Origin of the sequence: Leptolyngbya cf. ectocarpi LEGE 11479, from assembly GCF_015207065.1 — a bacterium.
Classification (GTDB): domain Bacteria; phylum Cyanobacteriota; class Cyanobacteriia; order Phormidesmidales; family Phormidesmidaceae; genus Leptothoe; species Leptothoe ectocarpi.
Genome location: NZ_JADEXP010000037.1, coordinates 1 through 20,563, shown reverse-complemented (window position 1 = coordinate 20,563; position 20,563 = coordinate 1). Strand labels below are relative to the sequence as shown.

Here is a 20,563-nt window from a genome sequence, read left to right as displayed (position 1 = left end):
TCTCTTTTTTGGAGAATAAAAGTTGACGGTTACCTGCTTATACTCTGGTGAATAATCACGAAAAATGAACCTTCAATACATTTTTTAGATGAGTAAACTAGCAGATTGGTTATCTGTCGCGTGGGTCTAGCTCTTAGCGAGATAAGAACATTTCAAGACTGCTATTAAACGAGGCTAATTAGCAAAAATATTATGGAAAAGAGATTTGTCAGAGAGATACGGAAGCTGGATGACACGCAGCGTCAGTTTGAGGATAAGAGCCGAGCTAGACCCAGTGGTCTTGTCTATGACCCCAGGGTGGATCAGTTTCTGTATTTACGAGAGAGTTCTGGTAATGCCACGACGACAGTTCTAGATGCGGTTACCGCTTATGAAGATCGAGATCTGAGTCGTTCTGTGACATTGCCGACGGGAATTGAGTCGTTGAATACGACCTTTGATGCCCGATTTAATCGATTTCTAGGGCTTTCTCGCAATGGCAACACGCTGATTTTGGTGCAATCGGATGCCAACAGCAGGCTGGATACCTCCACCCAGACAGAAGTGGATATCAGAGCCTTTGGGATTAAGAATGCCCGAGGGTTTACAACGGCTCCAGATGGGACGCTGTATGTCTTGGATGGAGCGGCGAAAGCGATAATTGTGCTTAAGCCCGATGCCAGGGGGGACTTTGAGCAGTCGAATATCTCCCAGGTGGCGCTACCGTCGGAGGTGGGCAATAATCTACGGGGGATCGCCTTTGATGCGACAACGGGTAATCTGCATGTATTAAGTATTCCGAAACAGGAACTGTTTGAATTGACGCCGAAGGGCGAGGTGGTCGCAGTTCGAGATTTGTCACCGTTTAAGTTTGGCAAACCTGAAAGTTTGGTATTTGGCTTTAGCGGCGACAATACGGACGATCCGAATGAGCTGAGTCTCTATGTGGCCGATAGTGAGCGAGGCGTAACTGAGCTATCGTTTGAACAGCCCGTCCGGCCTCAAGTTTCGGCAAGTCTACCGTTTGTGCAGAGTATACGGGTCGTCGCGCCGGTAGCTGCAGAGCCACCTTTATTAGAAGCGGATGCGTTTGTTTCATCGTTTGTGCAGCGGACGGATACGTCGCAGTGGAGTCCGCCGAGTCCAGATCCATCGGGGGTGACCTTTGATAGCGCGTCAGGCAACTTGGTGTTGGATGATGGTGAAGTCAATGAGATTGCAATCTTCCAGGGGGTTAACGTCTGGGAATTTACGACGTCGGGTACGGTGGTTGATACCGGCAACACATTAGACTTTCCGACGGGTGGCGTCGAACCGACTGGGATTAGCTACAATCCGGCGAACGGCCACTTTTTCTTTTCCAATGACCTGAGCGGTGATGTCATTACCGAAACGGATGGAAATGGCAGTGCCGGTGATGTGCCGGGTGGGGTGGTTAACCAGTTTAATTCGAGTTCCGGGGGGTCTGGCAGCACCGATTCAGAAGGTGTGGCGTTCGCCGATTTACCGGGAGGGCCGTTCCTGTTTATTGCAGGTGGGATCAATGGCGAGGTCTATCAATTTACCCTATCGGGCACCTTGGTCAATCAGTTTGATACGGCGGGCGATGGGTTTACGGATCCCGAGGGGATTGTGTATGACTCGGTGACGGGGAATTTGTTTATCACGGGCGGGGATCCGGTGGTGGGGGAGTACACTACGACCGGCACGCTGGTGAATACGTATGACATATCGACCTCACCGACGATTGACCGACCGGCGGGGATAGTGATTGCGCCCAGTAGCCAAGGTGGAGGCGGGCGGAGTTTCTACATTGTTGACCGGGGCGAGGATAGTGATGCGGGAAATATTCAAAATGATGGACAGGTCCATGAGTTTTTATTTGATACCCCACCGCCACCAACGGGAGCTGACTTATCACTGACCACTACGGTGGATAACGCCACACCTGTTGTGGATGACGATGTTACCTTTACGGTAACGGTGACCAACGATGGTCCAGATCCGACCACCAACGTGAGCGTTACCGATGCTTTACCAGCTGGCCTAACGTTCTTGTCGGATACGGCTAGTCAGGGAACCTATAACTCTACGACTGGTGTGTGGGATGTGGGGACGCTGGCCAATGGCGGCAATGCCACGTTAACGCTGGTGGCTGATACCCCGACTATTGGCACGTTTACCAATACAGCGGAGGTCACGGCCTCGGATGAAGCTGACCCGGATTCTACACCAGGCAATGGCAATGCTGCTGAGGATGACCAGGATAGTATTGCGATTACTGTTGCACCGGTAGGCGGTATCAATGTCTTTGAAGGTCGGGTTTCCGCTGATGATGATGATGCGGAAGAGCTGTCCGGTTCTGTGGATACCGGGAGTTCGGACTTAGAGTTGGTATTTGATGACGGGAATCAAACGGTTGGTATGCGTGTGGGTGGGGTGAATATTCCCCAAGGGGCGACTATCACCAGTGCCTATATTCAGTTCACGGTCGATGAAGCGACCACGGGGGCTACGAATCTGACGATTGTGGGTGAGGATGTGGATAATGCCCAGTCATTTGCTGAGACCACCAACAATATCTCCTCTAGGGCTACAACAACGGCCTCTGTAGCCTGGAATCCTGTACCTTGGACTACCACTGGCGCGGCTGGTGTGGATCAACGGACAGCTGATATGACCGCGATTATTCAAGAAATTGTGAATCGGCCTGGTTGGTCCAGTGGGAATGCGATCGCAACCATTATCACTGGCACAGGAGAACGTACAGCAGAGTCGTTCAAGGGCAACCCTAACGCCGCCCCGCTGTTACACATAGAATATGCAACCACCCCGCCAACGGGAGCTGATTTATCCCTGACCACAGCGGTGAATAACGCCACCGTCGGCGTGGGCGACGACGTTACCTTTACCCTGACGCTGACCAACGATGGTCCCGACCCCACCACCAATGTGGCCGTCACCGATGCGCTGCCAGTGGGCCTAACCTTCCTGTCGGATACCGCCAGCCAGGGCAGCTATAACTCAACTACCGGTGTTTGGGATGTGGGTGCTCTGGCCAGTGGCAGCACTGTCACCCTGGATTTGGTGGCTGACACGCCCACCGCAGGCACGTTTACCAATACGGCAGAGGTCACCGCCTCAGATGAATCTGACCCCGATTCTACACCGGGCAATGGCAATGCCGCCGAAGATGATCAAGACAGTGTCGATGTGACCGTCGCTTTACCAGGGGCCGACCTATCGTTAACCACAGCGGTGGATAACGCCGCGCCTGGGGTGGGTGATGACGTCACCTTTACCCTGACGCTGACCAACGATGGTCCCGACCCCACCACCAATGTGGCCGTCACCGATGCGCTGCCAGCGGGCTTAACTTTTCTGTCGGATACCGCTAGTCAGGGCAGCTATAACTCAACCACTGGTGTTTGGGACGTGGGTACTCTGGCCAATAGCAGTAATGCCACCCTCACTCTGGTGGCTGACACGCCCACCACTGGCATGTTTACGTATACCGCCGAGGTCACTGCGTCCGATCTCCCCGATCCCGACTCCACAGTGAATAACAACGTGGCGGCTGAAGACGACCAAGACAGTGTTGATATTTCCGTTGGACTGACGCCAACGATCTTTGAAACTCGGGTTGCAGCGGGTAACGATGATGCTGAAGAAGCAACGGACGGGAGTGTTAGTCTAAGCAGTTCCGATTTGGAATTTGTGTTTGACCGGGGTAGTGACCAAGTTGTTGGCATGCGCCATGTCGGGGTGAATATTCCCCAGGGCTCTACCATCACCAATGCCTATATTCAGTTCCAGGTGGATGAAGTCAATACGGGGGCTGCGAATCTGACGATTCGAGGGCAAGCGGATGATGATCCCCTCATCTTTAGTGGGACTGATTTTGATATCTCTTCTCGGGCCACAACAACCGCGTCTGTGGCCTGGAATCCGGTGGATTGGACAACTAAGGGAGCTGCCGGTATCGATCAGCGGACGGCTGATATGACTGCGATTATTCAAGAGATTGTGGATCGACCCGGTTGGTCCAGTGGGAATGCGATCGCAACCATCATCACCGGTACCGGGGAAAGAACGGCGGAGTCGTTTGATGGACTTTCAGCTGCGGCACCCCTGCTGCATGTGGAATGGGTGTAGCTGGTTAAGTCTGCGCCCAGGCTGAGTGCAAAACTTAGCCTGGGCGCACAGGGGGCGATGAGTGCGTTTGATCCAGAGGACAACGGAAGACCTTAGGGTCAGAAGACAAAAGATCTCAGGCAGTGCGTGTAATCACTATTTTTACCAAGGGTAATTATCTACCAACCATTTTGAACTATTCCTTGGAGCTAAAACAATGGATAACTCAACACAAGATAGCCCGATTATCTTTTTCAACCTTCTCCAGAGATTACTGAATCCTGTTCCTGACAGCGAGGATATTTTTGCTAGGTCCGTTGCCCTCTCAGGGAACAACGTACTCATCAGCTCATTTTTTGATAATGATGCCATTGATGATGATACGCTCACAGCTGTGGATGATGTGGCCTATCTGTTTGATGGAGCCACTGGAAGCCTACTCCAGACGTTTATCAATCCGACTCCGCCGACAGCCAACCCCCTGGCGGATCAATTTGGCTTTGCCGTTGCCCTGGACGAAGATAGCGCCCTCATTAGTGCGCCCTTGGCCAATGAAAATGGCTCTAATGGCGGTGCCGCCTATTTGTTCAATACGACAACAGGGGCACTGACCCAGACATTTCTGAATCCTGTTCCCACCGGGGATGACGCATTTGGTCACTCCCTAGCCATGGACGGGGAAACTGTTCTGGTTGGTACCCCATTGTCCGATCGAGGAGCCCCTAATAGCGGTGTAGCCTATTTGTTTGATGGGGCGACGGGAGATTTGCTGCAAACATTCTTAAATCCTACTCCGGAGGGCGGCGATCTTTTTGGAGATGTCGTTGCCCTCGATAACAATAAAGTATTAGTCGGAGCCTTTCTGGATAATGAGGGTGCCACCAACAGCGGTGCTACCCACCTGTTTGACGCGGTCACAGGGAACTTATTACGCACCTTTGTGAACCCGACCCCCGCTAGCGGCGATCTTTTTGGTCGGGCAGTCGCTATAGAGGGTGATAGGGCGCTGATTAGTGCCCCCTTTGATGGAGACGATACAACCCAACGGGGATCAGTCTATCTCTTTGATACGGTGACCGGAGAGATATTACAAACGTTTCAGAATCCCTCGGCCATGGGTGGAGAGGCCTTTGGACTCTCTGTAGCCCTTTCAGGCGATAACGTCCTCATCGGAGCCAATCTAAATGACAGCGGGGGTGAAAACAGCGGAGCTGCCTATCTCTTTGATGCGACTACAGGCCAACATCTCCAGACCTTCTTAAATCCGACTCCGGAGGACAGCGATCTCTTTGGCAATACGGTGGCGCTAGATCAAAACAATTTGCTGATCGGGGCCATCGGAGATGATGACGGCGGGGATAACAGCGGGGCTGTTTATCTATTTCAGAAATTCCAGCCCCCCTCTTCCGATCTCATTCATGTCAGTTTTAATGGCAGCGGTAGCATAGGAGATCTCTCATTTAAGGATGATGATATCCTCACCTTTAATCGCCAAACTGCAGACTGGTCGATCTATTTAGATGGTTCTGACATCGGCTTACGCAATTCAGATATCGATGCATTTGATCTACTGCCTGATGGCAGCGTCGTGTTTAGCTTGACCACGGCTGCTACGTTATTGGATGTGGGTGCGGTGACCAGTGCTGATATTGTCCGCTTTATCCCCACATCTACGGGACGTAATACGGCTGGCAGGTTTGAACTGTACCTAAAAGGTGCAGATGTGGGGCTTGACACCAGCGATGAAAATATTGATGCCCTAGATGTACTGCCCGATGGTCAAATTGTTATCAGTACTACGGGAGCTATCCAAGTTGACGATATTTTAGGTACAGACGCGGATGTCCTCATTCTCAACCCGCCGGCTTTGGGGGCGGCCACGCCAGGGAGTTGGACACTTCACTTAGATGGTTCTGATATAGGCCTTACCAACAGCTCTGAAGATGTCAACGGTATTTGGATGGGTGAGAGTCGTGAGTTTGCTTTAACCACCAAAGGGGCTTTTGATACCCCCAGCTTACAGGGTGAAGGTGATGACATCTTTCGACTGATCTCCAGTTCATTGGGGGCGAAAACCCGTGGGGCTGTTAGTTCGTTGTGGAAAGAGTCCATGGTCGACCTGGAGGACAACGTCATTGATGGGTTGGCCATAGTAACGGGTGAGGCAACAAGTTTCCGCTGATTCTAAGCAACTGAGCGTTGGGCAAAAATCCCTTCGATTGTGTGGAGAGAAAAACCATGGCTTTTCAGAACAAGTCTTCCATATTAGTGACAGGGGGGGCTGGCTACATCGGCTCCCATACAGCTCTCTTGTTAGAGCAAGCGGGGTATGACATCATTATCCTCGACAATCTGGTATATGGCCATCAAGACCTAGTTGAGTCCGTCTTAAATGCCAGAGTGATTCCAGGAGATATTAGTAACCGAAACTTACTGGACAACATTTTTAAGCTGTATTCCATTACAGCCGTTGTTCACTTCGCTGCCTATGCCTATGTGGGTGAATCCGTTGACAGGCCGGCTAAATATTATCGCAACAATGTGGTTGGGACGCTAACGCTGTTGGAGGCCATGGTGGAGGCCGGTGTGAAAAACATAGTATTTTCATCCACCTGTGCTACCTACGGTGTCCCCAAGGCTGTCCCCATTTCTGAAAATCATCCCCAGAATCCGATTAATCCCTACGGTGCTAGCAAACACATGGTGGAGCGGATTTTATCTGACTTTTCGGCTGCCTACGGATTAAGATCAGTTATTTTTCGGTATTTTAATGCAGCCGGAGCCCACCCTGATGCTTGTTTAGGCGAGGATCATTTTCCAGAAACACATCTGATCCCGTTAGTATTACAGACGGCCATGGGGCTGCGAGAGGCTATCTCGATTTTTGGGACTGATTATCCTACCTCTGATGGTACCTGCATTCGAGACTATATCCATGTGATGGATCTGGCTAAGGCGCATCTATTGGGTTTAGAGCATTTGTTGAATAATGCTCAAGGTGACACCTTTAACCTGAGCAACGGCAGTGGTTTTTCGGTAAAAGAGGTGATCGACGTGGCGCGTCAGGTAACCGGACGCCCGATTCCGGCCCAATGGTGCGATCGCAGACCCGGTGATCCCCCCACCTTGGTCGGCTGTAGTCAAAAAGCACAGCGTATGCTCAACTGGCAGCCCAGCTATCCTGATTTGTACAGCATCATCAGCCATGCCTGGTCCTGGCACCAGAAGACGGCAGAACCGGCTTTGAGTCAGTGTAAATCAGTACACTCATGATACGGAGAGGAACAAAAATCTGAAATGGTCTTCTCTTTAGTTTAAAGCGCTTCTAAAAGTAGGCAGTATTATAGTCTTCCTCAAAGGCTCTGAAGAATCCTTCGATATCTTGAAGCTCCTTTTTGCGTAAGGCAAGGTAACGAAACTTATGGGACATCCGACAAAAGCCATCCACCGCTCTACCCAAGAGTCAGCCCCCTTAGAAAAGGTGCTTAAAGCACCAGAGCTGGCAGAACTACCCTTACGACCTGACTCATCGGTATCTAGGCGCTATTCCTCGGTGATAACCATTATCGTTCCATCTGGAATGATGGATGCTGAGAGTGGAGCTGTCTTAAAAGAGCAGTTGACTTCCACAATGGCTGCTGTTACAGAACCAGAATTGATAATTGATATGTCAAGGGTGGAGAGTTTAGATAATGCTGGCCTGGTAGATTTGATGCAAGCCATTAACACCGCCCGAGCCCGCACAAAGAGTATCTATATTTTAAGGGCACCCCCCTCTATTCAGATTGTGTTTGAATTGACCCAGCTAGACCGTGTGTGCATGATGATAGACAGCTCTCTTGCCGCGTCTCAATTGCCTCAATTTTAGAGTAGTGAACGGAGGTTGGGTAAGGGGTTGGCAATCCCTTTTTATCCCCGTTTGTTAACAGAAGAGACTGAATGCTTCAGCCCCTAATGGTTAAAACACCCAGCTTGGGGAATTTTCTGTTGTCTAATCTTTATGCAATCAGTCCTATAAACGTTGTCCCTATTTAGAACGTATGAATTCTCTCCCAACTCGACAGTATTTTGGCACCGATGGTATCCGTGGCCAGGCCAATCAGCATCCGATGACTGCGGATATCGCGATGAAAGTTGCCATGGCAGCGGCCAAGCAATTGCGCCATGGTTCACACCGACATCGGGTTGTGATTGCCAAAGATACTCGTCTTTCTGGCTATATGTTAGAGCCCGCTATGGTGGCAGGCTTTACCGCCATGGGCATGGATGTGTTGCTAACTGGCCCAGTGCCCACCCCAGCGGTGGCATGGCTGGTACGTTCCATGCGAGCGGACTTGGGGGTGATGATTTCGGCATCGCACAACCTGTACCAAGACAATGGCATTAAACTATTTGGTCCCGATGGCTTCAAGCTATCCGATCTCACCGAACTAGAGATTGAAGCGCAGATGCAGGCCGACCTATCTCCAGACTATGCAACTGCCGACACCTTAGGTCGGGCTCAACGCTTAGACGACAGCTTAGGGCGCTATATCGAAGCGGTTAAAAGCGCCTTTCCCAAAAAGCTTAGCCTCAATGGTCTCAAAGTGGTGGTGGACTGCGCCAACGGTGCTGCCTATAAGTCCGCACCCACGGTGCTGTGGGAATTGGGTGCCGAAGCTATTCCCCTCAACGTCACCCCCAACGGCGTTAATATTAATGCCGAGTGTGGAGCCACGTCCCCCGCTGCCATGTGTCAAGCGGTGCTAGACCACGGTGCTGATATTGGTTTGGCCCTAGACGGTGATGCCGACCGGGTAATTATTGCCGATGCCAACGGGCACATCATCGACGGCGATAAGATCATGGCGCTCATTGCCACATTTTTACAGGATCGCAACCAGCTCCGTGGCTGTGGTGTGGCGGCCACGGTAATGTCCAATTTAGGGCTGGAGCGCTACTTAAAAGACCGTGGCATCCGTTTATTCCGTACCAACGTGGGCGACCGCTATGTGGTGAAAGCCATGCGAGAAAAGGGCCTAAACCTGGGTGGTGAGCAATCAGGACATATTGTCTTAGGTGACCATGCCACCACTGGCGATGGCTTGGCTGCAGCACTGCAGGTGCTGGCGGCGTTAGTGGCCAGTGACAAACCTTTAGCCGAGTTAGCCCATGTCTATGGTTCAGTGCCCCAAAAGCTCACCAATGTGCGCTACAAAACCCTTGACCAAGCCGCCATTGACACAGCTACTCAGCAAGCAATGCAGCTGGTCAATACGCAGGGCCGTGTGGTGGTACGGCGTTCTGGAACCGAACCACTGCTGCGCATTATGGTCGAAGCAGAAACCGAGCAGCTGATTCAAGAAGCCACGGCGATGGTCCGGGCCGTGGTGGATGAGAAGGTCTAGTGGTTACTGAGTCTTGTTTCTAGCTCAGCTTGTAAGGTAGCGGGTACCTCTGATAACAGATCATAGCCGGTGGCGAGTTCAATCCGGTCGATGGAGGTTTGGTAGGTTTGCCACTGGTCATCTAGCCGATTGCTGTTGGGGATATCCACTGCAATGATTTCAGTGTTGTAATGGATATCGTCTGCGGTAGGGGCACGGTCAAACACCACTACCACCTTCCAGATCCGACTAGGAGGGATCACTCTCTCCTGGGCAATGGGTTGTTTTTGACCATAGATACCTCCGATGATGTACAGCGTTTTTCCTTGCTGATGGACCAGATCACGACAGTAGCTTTCTAGCTCTCGCCAAGGGCCACGATTGTTTTCAGCGGTCTGGGGAAAAATATTGGTCATCAAAAATGTAGCGGAGTTGTCTGGTTCGCTGGCGGTGCGATCGGCGGAAGGGACCATGTGGCCACGGTCGTAACCGCTGCCAGTGTAGTCCCTGGGGGTGACCTGGTAGGTGCCCTTGGGCAGAATGCCATCGGGACGAAAATTGTTTTGCCGGTCGGTGCTGCCTACCCAGTCTTTACTCAAAACCCAGCTGGCCCAGCGCAGAACACCGCGACTTTGGCTGTAGGCGAGGGCATACTGTTCTCGATCAATTAAATAGTTGTCAATGTTTTCTTGGCCCGCATGGCTAGGGTTGCCCAGGGCCAGGTGAGGGCTATTGGAAAAATAGGTTTCCCAGTCTAATTCTGGGGTGGTTTGGGGCAGCCGCTCACAGGCACGGCCATTGCCATCGCCATCAAGGCTATGGGGGTCATTTTTGTCATTATCGAGAACCCATTGAGCCAGGTCCTGACTGACAAAATCACCACAGTTACAATTTTGCTCGACACAGGGGGGCAGATGGGCATTGGGGTCGACTAGCTCAGTGGCTGCGTTACAGCCCGTTACGGCGAGCAGTAAGACAGCTGCCCTGGTTGAGTACTGTATCCAAGGGGACCAAGGTATCAAATTCAAATGCCTCAATTGCCTCAATAATATTGCAATGTTAAAAAAATACGACCTTTCGTATCCCCTCGGGAGGGATGGGAAAACGGCAGTATACTGTTAACTGCGCTGGACGATTTCGCTGGACGATTTCGCTGAACGATTTTTCCGGCGAAGCCTCTAGCAGAAACCCATCAACTATTTACCGATTGGTGACTATGCTCAACAACGCAATTGCATTACTAAACGCTTGGTTCCCCCCTACTGAGGTCCATGCCCACTGTGATGGTCCCTGTGGTGTTTATGATCCATCTGCTGCTCGGATCACGGCTGAGGCTGTGCTGTCGATGACTAAGAAAATCTTGGCGCTTGAGGAGCCAGGGGATGCAGCGGGTAAAGTAGCCTACGCTAACACCCTGTCTCGCTACATTGCGATCAAAGAAGAGCAGGCTCAAAAGACTAAGGATGATTTGTTGATTCTTTGGACTGACTACTTTAAGCCTGTACATCTAGAGTCCTATCCTGATTTGCACGATACTTTCTGGAAGGCGGCTAAGCTTTGTTCTGCTTGTAAAGTAGAAGTTAGTCAGCAGCATGCTGAAGAACTGATGGCCGCTGTGGAGAAGATCCATGGTATCTTCTGGGCTACTAAAGGCCGCGATGTGGCTTGGTATACCGCTAGCTAGTGGTTGTATAGTCAATGGCTTTGAAAGATCCCGCGAGGTGTTTACTTGGCGGGATTTTTGTATTTGTTTTGATATCAGCAATGGTCAATCAGCAATGGTCAATCAGCGGATGATGTCGACGGCCAAGGCGCTCCCCCAGGCCAGGTGGCAGGAATATGGCCAATGGTTGTTGGGACAACGGCGGCGGTTTTTGGTGCGGGAGAACTCAATGGTGCCAACACTGATGCCGGGGGATACGGTCCTGGCCGAGATGGGGGTGCAGGTGCAGGTGGGCGATATTGCGATCGCACGCCCCCCCACGACCGCAGCCACATCTTCAGAGCGACTACTCATCAAACGCGTCAGCGAAATCTTCTATGACGGGGGGATCTACCTAATCAGTGATAATACAGAGGAGCCAGGTGTCCGCGATAGCCGTCACTTTGGTATCATCTCCACCCACCGTATTCTCGGTCGTGTCACCAGCCGGTTAGCCTCGGCTCCAAAATGACATCATATTTACTTTCTTGATCGCCCAATGGCAGCCCCCATAAACATTACCCCCGCCACCCTTGATGATGTTCCCCTGCTTTTTGAGCTGGTCATGGCCCTGGCCGAGTATGAAAACCTGGCCAATGAAGTTACTGGAGCGCCAGAAGATCTAGCCAAATATCTGTTTGGTGATAGCCCAAAAGCCCATGCCATCGTTGCCCGCATTGATGGAGCGCCCGCCGGATTTGCCCTCTATTTTTTCAACTTTTCCACCTTTCTAATGAAACCAGGTATCTATCTCGAAGACCTGTTTGTCTTACCTGGCTATCGACGACGTGGAACCGGTACCGCCATTTTTCAGTATCTGGCCCAGCTTGCGCTGGCCAAAGGCTGTGGTCGTTTTGAATGGAGTGTCTTGGATTGGAATCAGCCTGCCATTGATTTCTATATGTCTAAGGGGGCTGTCATGCTTACTGATTGGCGAACGTGTCGGGTCGCTGGCAGAGCCTTAGAAGATTTAGCCATTAACGAATGAGCAAGCGTCAGCGAATACCTTTGAGCTTGGCGCCCACCCTTAATCATTCGCTACAACATTCGCCGCGAAGTATTTTTCCAACGAGTCAAACATAGATTGCAGTTCAGCCGGTAGACGGCGAGCAATTTTCCGTTTAGCCAAATCAATGGGGGCTAAGACCGCCTGGCCTGTGATACAAAGCTGGGGGCTGGCTGCCGTCGTGTCATAAATTTTATAAAACCACGTTAACCTAACGCCTCGGCTGATTTCTAGCCGGGTTCTCACTAATCCTTTGGCACCTAGGGTGAGCGGTTGATGATAGCGTAGTTGTAAATCTATGACCGGCAAGTCATACCCTGCAGCAACAAACTCTTCAAAGGGAAACTCCACGGCTCTCAGGCACTCGACACGAGCCGTCTCCATCCATTGGATGTAGGTACCGTGCCAAACAACACCGCTGTAGTCTGTGTGGTGAGGCTGTACCCGGAACCCATAATCAAACCAACGGTTAGTCATAGATAACTTAAGTGCCAAACTACGAATTGTGAACCCTGCTTAGATATCTGAAAACGGCCTGCTTATCATAGATATTTATACATCCTTGTGAGTTTATCCAATAGGGTTTAGTCAATGATCGAAAAGATTTTGCTCGCCAGTTCTGGTCCTGGCAATACCGAAACTATGTTTAAGGCCCTGCTGGACATCCCCATGATTCAGCGATCGCAAGTAACGGTGCTCAAGGTAGTTTCACCCAAGAGTTCGGCTGGCAACATGGGTGATCAGCAGTCTGGTAGCGAGCAGCAGCTTGCAGATACAGTCAGTCGTCTAGGGATTGAGGCCTCCAAGGTCACCCCTATGCTACGGGAAGGTGAGCCTAAAGATGTAGTCTGCCGGGTAGCCGATGAAATCGATGCAGATTTGATCATTATGGGCTCCCGTGGTTTGGGAGGGCTGAAGGCTATTTTGAAGAACTCCGTCAGCCAGTATGTGTTTCAGCTCTCGTCAAAACCGATGCTACTGGTCAAGGATGACCTCTATGGTATTCGTCCTGTCAAACGAGTTTTGGTGGCTCTAGATAAGTCAGACATGGCCAAAGAGTCCCTGAAGACAGCTATCGACCTGACCCGCGATATCAAAGACAGTGAGCTGATCTTTGTTCACACCCTGTCAAACTTGCGCAGCTCTATTGATGAAGCAATTAATGCCAACCCAGAGAGTGATCCAGTCCTAGCCCCCGCCATTGCTGAAGCTAAGCGCTATCGCATTGACTATCGCTGTGTCGCACCAGAAGGTAAACCTGGTCAGCGTATTTGCTCCCTGGCCGAGCAGCTAAATGTGAACTTGCTAATTTTGGGCTCCCCTGACCGTCGGCCTTCCATCGCTAAAGGTCTGCCCGATATTGATCGGTTGCTGGGCAGCTCCCTATCCGACTATGTCCGGATCAATGCCCCCTGTCCTGTGTTGCTAACGCGGATCGAAACTAATTGAAACGCCGCAGCTGCAAAATCTGCAGAGTTGAGTTTAGAACCGTTTACGTTAAACTTGACCCACGTTTGCAAGCGTTGTACCTATGGCGTCTTTGTCTCACACAATTGAAGCAATCCTGTATCTCAAAGCCAAACCCCTGACTATTGGACAGATTGCTGAATATGCCAGCTGTGATAAGGATGCTGCTGAGGAAGGGCTAATTCAATTGATGGGAGCCTATGCCCATCGTGAAGGCGCCTTGGAAATTGCCGAAACCGAGAACGGCTATAGTCTGCAGCTACGTCAGCCGTTCAAGCCACTTTTGGACGAACTGATTCCATTGGATATTGGGTTAGGTGCTTTGCGAACATTGGCGGCCATAGCCATGCGTGGCCCCCTGAGCCAAACCGATTTAGTCGATTTACGGGGCTCTGGGGCCTATGGCCATGTGCACGACCTAGTGGATCAAGGCTTTGTGCGGCGGCGGCGGCAGGCAGATGGTCGATCATTCTGGTTGCAAGTAACAGAGAAGTTTTATCAGCGTTTTGAAATTGATAAACTTCCACAAATTAATTTACCGGAGGCTGTCGAGGATGCCCCTGAATCTAGCCAATTATCGATCGTAGAAACAGCGGACAATACAGCGCTGGAATCAACCTCTGCGATTATGCCAGAAGCCTCCCCTAGTCTTGAGATAGACGCTGATCCTGTCGTTATTTCAGAAGCTTGAAACCGGTTTCAGGCGTTAATTAGCGGATCTGGCCAGCATTTATCCGTAGGAAATATTAAGTACGCTTAAAGCTATGTTGATCACACTGAACTTCCTGTAAGTGCTGGCTGAAATCGGCTTTATCACGCTAAGGTAATTAAAAGCAATACATAACCATTTATGTTTAACCCCGATAGCGCTCAATTTATCAGCATGGGTTCTGATGATGCGCAGGTAAATCAGCTTCTGAAGTACCTACAGCATCAACCACCTGAAGTATTGACCCGTGTTGCCCAGTCGGTGAGTGGTGAGATCAAGCAGATTATTTCTCAGAACGTCCAGGGGTTAATTGGGGTGCTCCCCTCTGAAGGCTTCAACGTACAGGTAACCACCGACCGGGAAAACTTGGCTGGTCTGCTAGCGTCAGCGATGATGACGGGCTATTTCCTGCGACAGATGGAACAGCGTATGGAGCTAGAGTCTAGCCTTTCTGGTTTATCAGCTTTAGACAGCGAGTTAGATAGCGATTTCCCCGACCTGGATAGCTGACATAGGCTGCCCAGAGTGGCCACCCAGAGTGGCCGCCTAGAGTGGTGGTCCCACTAATGTCTGTTTTGTTTTGTGGCCTGTTCGTGATTGTGAGCTACAGCGTTCTTTTACTGTAGGGTGTCAGGCATTTTTGTGGGCTTGAGTTCCAAGGTTTGGATATCGCCCCTACGATCAATCTCCACCTTGAGAGCTTTGCCAATATTACTGGCCTCGACTTGAGACTGTACATCCGTTGCTGTAGCAACGTCTACGCCATTGACCTTTCTAATCACATCACCGCGCTGAATACCAGCCTCATCAGCGGGAGTACCTTCCATAACGCGGATCACCATGACGCCAGAGTCGGCTTTGATGGTCAAGCCAAAGTCCTCATCATTGTTGATCCGTTTGCGCATTTCTGGATTGAGATTGACCATCTGAATCCCTAAATAAGGGTGCTGGACTTCACCATCCTCAAACAGCTGGTTGCCAATCCGTGTAGCGGTTTCAATCGGAATGGCAAAGCCTAGTCCCTGAGCGCCCGCTCGGATAGCGGTATTCATGCCAATGACTTCCCCTTGATCATTAAGGAGGGGGCCACCAGAGTTACCTGGATTAATGGCAGCGTCGGTTTGAATAAATTGTACGCGTTTGTCAGAAATACCTACTTGGGAGCTGGTGCGGCCGATCGCGCTAATAATGCCTGCAGTAACCGTATTGTCTAACCCCAGAGGATTACCAATGGCAATGGCCCACTGCCCTGCCGCTAAATTTTCTGTGGATCCTAGGGGGGCGGTGGGCAGATCGCTGCCATCGATTTTAACCACTGCCACATCAGTGACCGGATCAGTACCAATAACATCGCCTTGAAATGTACGACCATCATTTAACGTGACGGTGACAGTTTTAGCCCCCTCTACTACATGGGCATTGGTCATAACTTGACCATCTCTGCTAAGAATAAATCCAGAGCCAGTGCCCTGTTCCAGGCGCTCTGGTAGTTCCGGCTCTATCGGAAGTTCGTCGGTGAAAAAACGCTTGAAGAAGGGATGCTCGAATGTATCGGAGATGCCTCTAACTGAACGAGAGGCATCGATGCGGACAACGGCAGGTCCCACCTGCTCAGCGGCGGCAGCAATAAAGTTGGGATTCTCTAGGACCGGAGGATGGTTGCGAGGCTGGGGGGTAGGCGCTTCGCCGGGCTCAGCCGTTGTGCGTAAAATCGAAGTGGCAATGGGTAAGTCGCTATCCTGGTCGTTGGCAACGGGATTGAAAAAGTAGCTACGGCTCATCCAGCCGGTACCGCTACCGACGATTAGGAGACCTATATATAAACCGAGTTGTTTTGGAGACATTCCCATTACTGCTTCCTCACTGATTAGAGATGAGGACTTTGATGGCTTTACCTTAGCGAAAATTAGCTCGAAAATGTACTGGCTTAAGGCCATATCAAGGATATAGCCCTATCTATGGTACTTAATGCTGGTGCTATACCCAGGTCAATTTTCCTATCATTGTCTGTGTCTGCGGAATGCTGCTTTATTCATTGTCTAGAATTCTGGGGTGCTCCTAGCATGTATATATTCCAAAGATTTCATAAACCTTTGTTTAAGCCTTTGTTGGGGCTGCTGGGGCTGCTGCCCTTAGGGCTGACCATGGCGGCTCACGCGTCACCCTGTCCTGAAGCGGCCCTGGCCCAGGTGGTCAGTCACCGCACTGGCTCCGGAGAGTCCCTGAGCACGGTGGCGTCTCAATATGGTTTGCTCCCGTCTACCCTGGTGGCGATGAATCCTACGCTATCGGCCCAGGGCGTATTGCCATCGGGGCAAGTGGTGGCTGTGCCTCCGTTTAATGGCACGGTGGCCCAGGTGGGGACTGGGCAAACGTGGCAGTCTCTGGCTGAGCAGCATGGGACACGGGCCGATCTTTTATTTGAGGTGAATGGATGTCCCAATGCGCTGCCTCGCCGAGTCTTTATACCGGGTCCCAATCGCATGGTCGCCGCCACCGCCCCGACCACACTGAACTATCCGCTACCTGCGCCAGCGACAGTGGTTTTGAGCTATGGTTGGCAGCCCCATCCTCAGAAGGATGAGCTTGTCTTTAACAGTGGGATTGCGCTGGCGGCGGCCGCTGGGACCGGAGTGACATCGGCAGCCAATGGCACGGTGGCGTTTGTGGGGGAGCATAATGGGGCGGTGCTGGTGGTGGTCAACCACCGCAATGGCTTACAAACGCGCTATGGCAATCTTGATAATGTCACCCTTAAGGTGGGTGATATTGTCCCTGAGGGGGGTACTCTGGGCTCTGTTGGTGGTCATTCGACCGGAGCTTTAGAGTCTTTTGTATATTTCGAAATCCGAACAAACTCTCGGGAGGGGTGGGTGGCCCAAGATCCAGGTCTGTATTTGTCTGAATTAGAGTTACAACGTTAGGGGCGTTAGCGGCTAGATCCGTCAGATCCTGGCTGCTGGGTCGCATATCTGAAGAATTGCGCAGTAACGCTAGTCATTGTGATAAAGAAGCCTTACAATGCCGATATTCTGGGTCCAAAATCGTGGGTGAGGGTGCTTTTAAAGGAACATGTCGTGCTATGTCTGAGCATCCAATTTTGTCCAAGCAACTGTCCAAAAGAATTAGAGACCTCTTTAAAAGCGCTTCAAGACAAGGCGCTTCGAGACAAAGCGCTCCAAGACGTGGTAGACCTGCTCGAACCAAAAAAAAGACGGGCTCTGCAAAGTTGAAGACGGCCCAGACCCAGCCAGTACAGACCCGGCCAGTACAGACCCAGCCAGCATCTCCCCAGCCCCCTCGTCCGTCCGCCGTCGATAAGGCTGATAAAAATAAGCAGACGAAGCACGGTAAGACTGCACCGACTCCCAGTAAATTTTGGTCAGACTTAATTTGGGTACGACCCTGGCTGTTGGTGGGCGGTCTGTGGTTAACATTTGTGCTGATGATTGCGATCGCACTGGCCGGACTCTCTAACCCTGGCCAGGAGATGGTGCTTGAGCCAGTGAGCAGTAGCATTGATGGCCAACCCCTGAGCGCCCCCGATGCGGCAGCTGCGGCCCGACTATCGACCCGTGATGGTCTTTCCCTGGCCCAGCGTGATCCGGCTGCTACGTTGCCCCCTGAAGCTGTCGAGCAGACCATGCCCACCTGGCCGCTGTTGGTCATGGTGGTGGCCTGTGCGGGTGGCTGCATGCTGATGTCTCGCAATGAGGGATTGACTCAAGAGTCCCGCCGGGGCCGTCGACGCGTGGCCGGGGTAGCCCCTAAGCTTCGTCCAGTGACTGCTGCAGGGAGCGGACGGGGCAGTCGAAAACGTCGGGCTCGGCGTCTAGGGGCTGAGCGGCCAGGGGCTCAGGTGATGGCATTTCGCAAGGGGCAAAAAATTCGTCGTACCCCTCACCAGCCAAAACCTGTGGCGTCTAAACCGGTTTCATTTGCGATGCCTAAGGAGGCAGCGACGCAGGTAACCGTGGTGCCAGAGGCTGCAACATCTCCCCTAGATTGGAAAGAGGGGAGTCTGGCCCATAAGTTAGATGTGCGTCAGAGACGGTCCATTAATTCATTTCTGTAGGATTAGGGTAGTGAGCGGTGTGCTGACAGGGGGGAACTGGGTGCGACCTGTCAGCACACAGCTGTCTTGCTAAGAAACTGACATTGTCTGGTTTACCGGTTATTTATCACCCTGACTATGTAACGCCCTTGCCGAGTGGGCATCGATTTCCGATGCCAAAGTTTAAGCTGCTGCGGGATTTGTTAGTGCGTGACGGGGTGATTGGTGAAGAGCAGATCTATCAGCCGGGACGACCGCCCCAGGAATGGCTAGAGCTGGTACACGATACCGACTATGTGCATGCCTACTATGGGGGAAATCTGGATGCTAAAGCGCAGCGGCGGATTGGTTTACCGTGGAGTGAGGCGCTGGTGCGGCGTACCTGTACGGCGGTCGGAGGCACGATTCTGACGGCAAAGCTAGCGTTAAATCGAGGATTAGCTTGTAATACGGCTGGGGGTACCCACCATGCTTTTCCAGGATACGGGGCCGGATTTTGTATTTTTAACGATATTGCGATCGCAACCCGCCTCCTCAAGCTCCAAAAACTGCTTGATACCATTTTGGTCGTCGATTTAGACGTCCACCAGGGAGACGGCACCGCCTGGATTTTTCGCCATGACCCCAGCGTCTTTACCTTTTCCATGCACTGCGCCGTCAACTTCCCAGGTCGCAAGCAAATCAGCGATCTCGATATTCCCCTGGCCGCAGGCACTGAGGATGACGAGTATCTAGCTAAGTTGGCAACACACCTGCCAGGGCTATTAACCCAAGTCAACCCCGACTTGGTCCTCTACGACGCTGGCGCCGACCCCCACCGAGATGATCGCCTAGGGAAACTCGCCCTGACCGATGAAGGACTATACCGACGCGATAAATATGTGCTCGAAACCTGTGCAAAAGCCAGGTATCCTGTAGCCTGTGTTATTGGTGGCGGCTATGGGAAGGATATGAACGCCCTGATATACCGACACTCCTATTTACACCGAGCTGCCAGTCAGGTCTATCAAAAATATTGCTAAAAATCTAGTATAGAGATGCATTACCTTTTGCCATAGCAATAGTTTAGTCTCACCTTTGCCCAACCCATGCCCTGGTCTGTAATTACCTTCTATAAGTTTGTTCACCTTAATGACTTTGCTGAGCTGCGTCAGCCTTTAGTGACGCTATGCCAGGCCAACAAAATCAAAGGAACAATCTTACTAGCCCAAGAAGGCATTAATGCCACCCTTGCCGGGACTGATAAAAATTTAGAAGCCGTACTCGCCCATCTCAAACAAGATCCCCGCTTAGCCGATCTTACCCATAAAACCTCATGGGCCGAAGCGCAACCCTTTGAACGGATGAAGGTAAAGCTTAAAAAAGAGATTGTCACCCTGGGGCAGCCAGAGGTGAGTCCCACTAAAAAAGTAGGCACCTATGTGGAGCCCCAAGACTGGAATCAAGTAATCTCTGATCCTGACGTGATGGTAGTTGATACCCGCAATCACTACGAAGTCGATATCGGCACGTTTCAAGGTGCTGTTAACCCAGAAACCAATTCTTTTCGCGAATTTCCTGACTATACAACGGAGCAACTAGACCCAACCAAACACAAAAAAGTGGCCATGTTCTGCACAGGTGGAATTCGCTGTGAAAAAGCATCCTCCTATTTACTAGAACGAGGATTTGAACAGGTTTATCATCTCAAGGGCGGCATTTTGAAATACCTGGAAGAAGTTCCCGTTGACGAGAGTTTATGGGAAGGAGAATGTTTTGTCTTTGACGAGCGCGTCACCGTGCAGCATGGGTTAGCCCCAGGCAGCTATGCCATGTGTCATGGCTGTGGACATCCGATTTCACCTCAAGATACCCAGTCGTCCCACTATGAGGTCGGCATTGCCTGTCCCCACTGTTATGACAAACTGACCGAGGACCAGCGCATACGATTTGCCGAGCGAGTAAAACAGCGACAGTTGGAGAAACAACGAACGTATCTTGAAATTGAACGGCCACCAAATTGTTGATTCCAGGTTAATAAAAACCTTATAAGTGAGAGATATATTATCAATGAAACCCTTTGGTATATATACACTTGCAAACGATGTCATCTACGACCAGCTCGTTGCTCTCTTAAACAGTGTTGACGCTAAGATCTCTCCTGCAA

General features: G+C 51.3%; 18 protein-coding genes. 15 read left to right on the top strand and 3 right to left on the bottom strand.

Annotated features, from left to right (window positions below; genetic code table 11):
- Positions 1–192: 192 nt before the first annotated feature.
- The 5 genes from IQ260_RS06670 to glmM all read left to right on the top strand — a co-directional run bounded on the left by IQ260_RS06670 (position 193) and on the right by glmM (position 9,500).
- Positions 193–4,134 carry a DUF11 domain-containing protein gene (locus tag IQ260_RS06670; protein WP_193992014.1) on the top strand — a complete coding sequence of 1,314 codons (3,942 nt, stop codon included), beginning with the start codon at positions 193–195 and terminating at the stop codon, positions 4,132–4,134.
- Positions 4,135–4,330: 196 nt separating this feature from the next.
- Positions 4,331–6,295: a WD40 repeat domain-containing protein gene (locus IQ260_RS06665; RefSeq protein WP_193992012.1), complete on the top strand. Its 1,965-nt coding sequence runs from the start codon at positions 4,331–4,333 to the stop codon at positions 6,293–6,295.
- Positions 6,296–6,351: 56 nt separating this feature from the next.
- A complete protein-coding gene (gene galE / locus IQ260_RS06660; RefSeq protein WP_193992010.1) occupies positions 6,352–7,386 on the top strand; it encodes a UDP-glucose 4-epimerase GalE in 1,035 nt (344 codons plus the stop codon).
- Between the two features lie 148 nt (positions 7,387–7,534).
- Positions 7,535–7,981: an STAS domain-containing protein gene (locus IQ260_RS06655; protein ID WP_193992008.1), complete on the top strand. Its 447-nt coding sequence runs from the start codon at positions 7,535–7,537 to the stop codon at positions 7,979–7,981.
- A 172-nt stretch (positions 7,982–8,153) separates the two neighbouring features.
- The gene (gene glmM / locus IQ260_RS06650) at positions 8,154–9,500 is read left to right on the top strand and encodes a phosphoglucosamine mutase (protein ID WP_193992006.1); all 1,347 of its coding nucleotides are present in this window, start codon (positions 8,154–8,156) and stop codon (positions 9,498–9,500) included.
- Here glmM and IQ260_RS06645 read toward each other — a convergent pair.
- Positions 9,497–10,501 carry a DNA/RNA non-specific endonuclease gene (locus IQ260_RS06645; protein ID WP_228015644.1) on the bottom strand — a complete coding sequence of 335 codons (1,005 nt, stop codon included), beginning with the start codon at positions 10,499–10,501 and terminating at the stop codon, positions 9,497–9,499. The two genes, glmM and IQ260_RS06645, sit on opposite strands and share 4 nt — an antisense overlap.
- Positions 10,502–10,695: 194 nt before the next feature.
- Between IQ260_RS06645 and sodN the strand changes: the two genes are divergently transcribed.
- From sodN to IQ260_RS06630, 3 genes are all read left to right on the top strand, one after another.
- The gene (sodN, locus tag IQ260_RS06640; protein WP_193992004.1) at positions 10,696–11,163 is read left to right on the top strand and encodes a superoxide dismutase, Ni; all 468 of its coding nucleotides are present in this window, start codon (positions 10,696–10,698) and stop codon (positions 11,161–11,163) included.
- Between the two features lie 94 nt (positions 11,164–11,257).
- Positions 11,258–11,653, top strand: coding sequence for a S24/S26 family peptidase (locus tag IQ260_RS06635; RefSeq protein ID WP_193992002.1), 396 nt, complete (start codon positions 11,258–11,260; stop codon positions 11,651–11,653).
- A 27-nt stretch (positions 11,654–11,680) separates the two neighbouring features.
- Positions 11,681–12,169 (top strand): GNAT family N-acetyltransferase, encoded by a 489-nt coding sequence (locus IQ260_RS06630; RefSeq protein ID WP_193992000.1) that lies wholly within the window; start codon positions 11,681–11,683, stop codon positions 12,167–12,169.
- A 39-nt stretch (positions 12,170–12,208) separates the two neighbouring features.
- Here the strand turns inward: IQ260_RS06630 and IQ260_RS06625 are convergent, their stop codons facing one another.
- The gene (locus tag IQ260_RS06625) at positions 12,209–12,664 is read right to left on the bottom strand and encodes an acyl-CoA thioesterase (protein ID WP_193991998.1); all 456 of its coding nucleotides are present in this window, start codon (positions 12,662–12,664) and stop codon (positions 12,209–12,211) included.
- A gap of 114 nt (positions 12,665–12,778) precedes the next feature.
- Between IQ260_RS06625 and IQ260_RS06620 the strand changes: the two genes are divergently transcribed.
- The 3 genes from IQ260_RS06620 to IQ260_RS06610 all read left to right on the top strand — a co-directional run bounded on the left by IQ260_RS06620 (position 12,779) and on the right by IQ260_RS06610 (position 14,873).
- Entirely contained in the window at positions 12,779–13,636 is an 858-nt protein-coding gene (locus IQ260_RS06620; RefSeq protein WP_193991996.1) for a universal stress protein, read from the top strand.
- An 82-nt stretch (positions 13,637–13,718) separates the two neighbouring features.
- On the top strand, positions 13,719–14,345 hold the full coding sequence (gene scpB / locus IQ260_RS06615) for an SMC-Scp complex subunit ScpB (protein WP_193991995.1): 627 nt from the start codon (positions 13,719–13,721) through the stop codon (positions 14,343–14,345).
- A gap of 159 nt (positions 14,346–14,504) precedes the next feature.
- Entirely contained in the window at positions 14,505–14,873 is a 369-nt protein-coding gene (locus IQ260_RS06610) for a DUF760 domain-containing protein (RefSeq protein WP_193991994.1), read from the top strand.
- Between the two features lie 107 nt (positions 14,874–14,980).
- Here IQ260_RS06610 and IQ260_RS06605 read toward each other — a convergent pair whose 3' ends face one another.
- The gene (locus IQ260_RS06605; protein ID WP_193991993.1) at positions 14,981–16,213 is read right to left on the bottom strand and encodes an HhoA/HhoB/HtrA family serine endopeptidase; all 1,233 of its coding nucleotides are present in this window, start codon (positions 16,211–16,213) and stop codon (positions 14,981–14,983) included.
- 243 nt (positions 16,214–16,456) lie between these two features.
- Between IQ260_RS06605 and IQ260_RS06600 the strand changes: the two genes are divergently transcribed.
- The 4 genes from IQ260_RS06600 (at position 16,457) to trhO (ending at position 20,423) form a co-directional block, all read left to right on the top strand.
- Positions 16,457–17,287, top strand: a complete 831-nt coding sequence (locus tag IQ260_RS06600; protein ID WP_193991992.1) for a M23 family metallopeptidase — start codon at positions 16,457–16,459, stop codon at positions 17,285–17,287.
- Positions 17,288–17,592: 305 nt separating this feature from the next.
- Positions 17,593–18,438: a hypothetical protein gene (locus IQ260_RS06595; RefSeq protein ID WP_193991991.1), complete on the top strand. Its 846-nt coding sequence runs from the start codon at positions 17,593–17,595 to the stop codon at positions 18,436–18,438.
- A gap of 152 nt (positions 18,439–18,590) precedes the next feature.
- The gene (locus IQ260_RS06590; RefSeq protein WP_193991990.1) at positions 18,591–19,439 is read left to right on the top strand and encodes a histone deacetylase family protein; all 849 of its coding nucleotides are present in this window, start codon (positions 18,591–18,593) and stop codon (positions 19,437–19,439) included.
- Positions 19,440–19,505: 66 nt separating this feature from the next.
- On the top strand, positions 19,506–20,423 hold the full coding sequence (gene trhO, locus IQ260_RS06585) for an oxygen-dependent tRNA uridine(34) hydroxylase TrhO (protein ID WP_193991989.1): 918 nt from the start codon (positions 19,506–19,508) through the stop codon (positions 20,421–20,423).
- Positions 20,424–20,563: the final 140 nt, after the last annotated feature.

Bases quoted from the DNA above. Each gene is read 5' to 3' on its own strand.
- IQ260_RS06670 (WP_193992014.1), top strand. From the start codon at position 193: ATGGAAAAGAGATTTGTCAGAGAGATACGGAAGCTGGATGACACGCAG.
- IQ260_RS06665 (WP_193992012.1), top strand. From the start codon at position 4,331: ATGGATAACTCAACACAAGATAGCCCGATTATCTTTTTCAACCTTCTC.
- galE (WP_193992010.1), top strand. From the start codon at position 6,352: ATGGCTTTTCAGAACAAGTCTTCCATATTAGTGACAGGGGGGGCTGGC.
- IQ260_RS06655 (WP_193992008.1), top strand. From the start codon at position 7,535: ATGGGACATCCGACAAAAGCCATCCACCGCTCTACCCAAGAGTCAGCC.
- glmM (WP_193992006.1), top strand. From the start codon at position 8,154: ATGAATTCTCTCCCAACTCGACAGTATTTTGGCACCGATGGTATCCGT.
- sodN (WP_193992004.1), top strand. From the start codon at position 10,696: ATGCTCAACAACGCAATTGCATTACTAAACGCTTGGTTCCCCCCTACT.
- IQ260_RS06635 (WP_193992002.1), top strand. From the start codon at position 11,258: ATGGTCAATCAGCGGATGATGTCGACGGCCAAGGCGCTCCCCCAGGCC.
- IQ260_RS06630 (WP_193992000.1), top strand. From the start codon at position 11,681: ATGGCAGCCCCCATAAACATTACCCCCGCCACCCTTGATGATGTTCCC.
- IQ260_RS06625 (WP_193991998.1), bottom strand. From the start codon at position 12,664: ATGACTAACCGTTGGTTTGATTATGGGTTCCGGGTACAGCCTCACCAC.
- IQ260_RS06620 (WP_193991996.1), top strand. From the start codon at position 12,779: ATGATCGAAAAGATTTTGCTCGCCAGTTCTGGTCCTGGCAATACCGAA.
- scpB (WP_193991995.1), top strand. From the start codon at position 13,719: ATGGCGTCTTTGTCTCACACAATTGAAGCAATCCTGTATCTCAAAGCC.
- IQ260_RS06610 (WP_193991994.1), top strand. From the start codon at position 14,505: ATGTTTAACCCCGATAGCGCTCAATTTATCAGCATGGGTTCTGATGAT.
- IQ260_RS06605 (WP_193991993.1), bottom strand. From the start codon at position 16,213: ATGGGAATGTCTCCAAAACAACTCGGTTTATATATAGGTCTCCTAATC.
- IQ260_RS06590 (WP_193991990.1), top strand. From the start codon at position 18,591: ATGCCAAAGTTTAAGCTGCTGCGGGATTTGTTAGTGCGTGACGGGGTG.
- trhO (WP_193991989.1), top strand. From the start codon at position 19,506: ATGCCCTGGTCTGTAATTACCTTCTATAAGTTTGTTCACCTTAATGAC.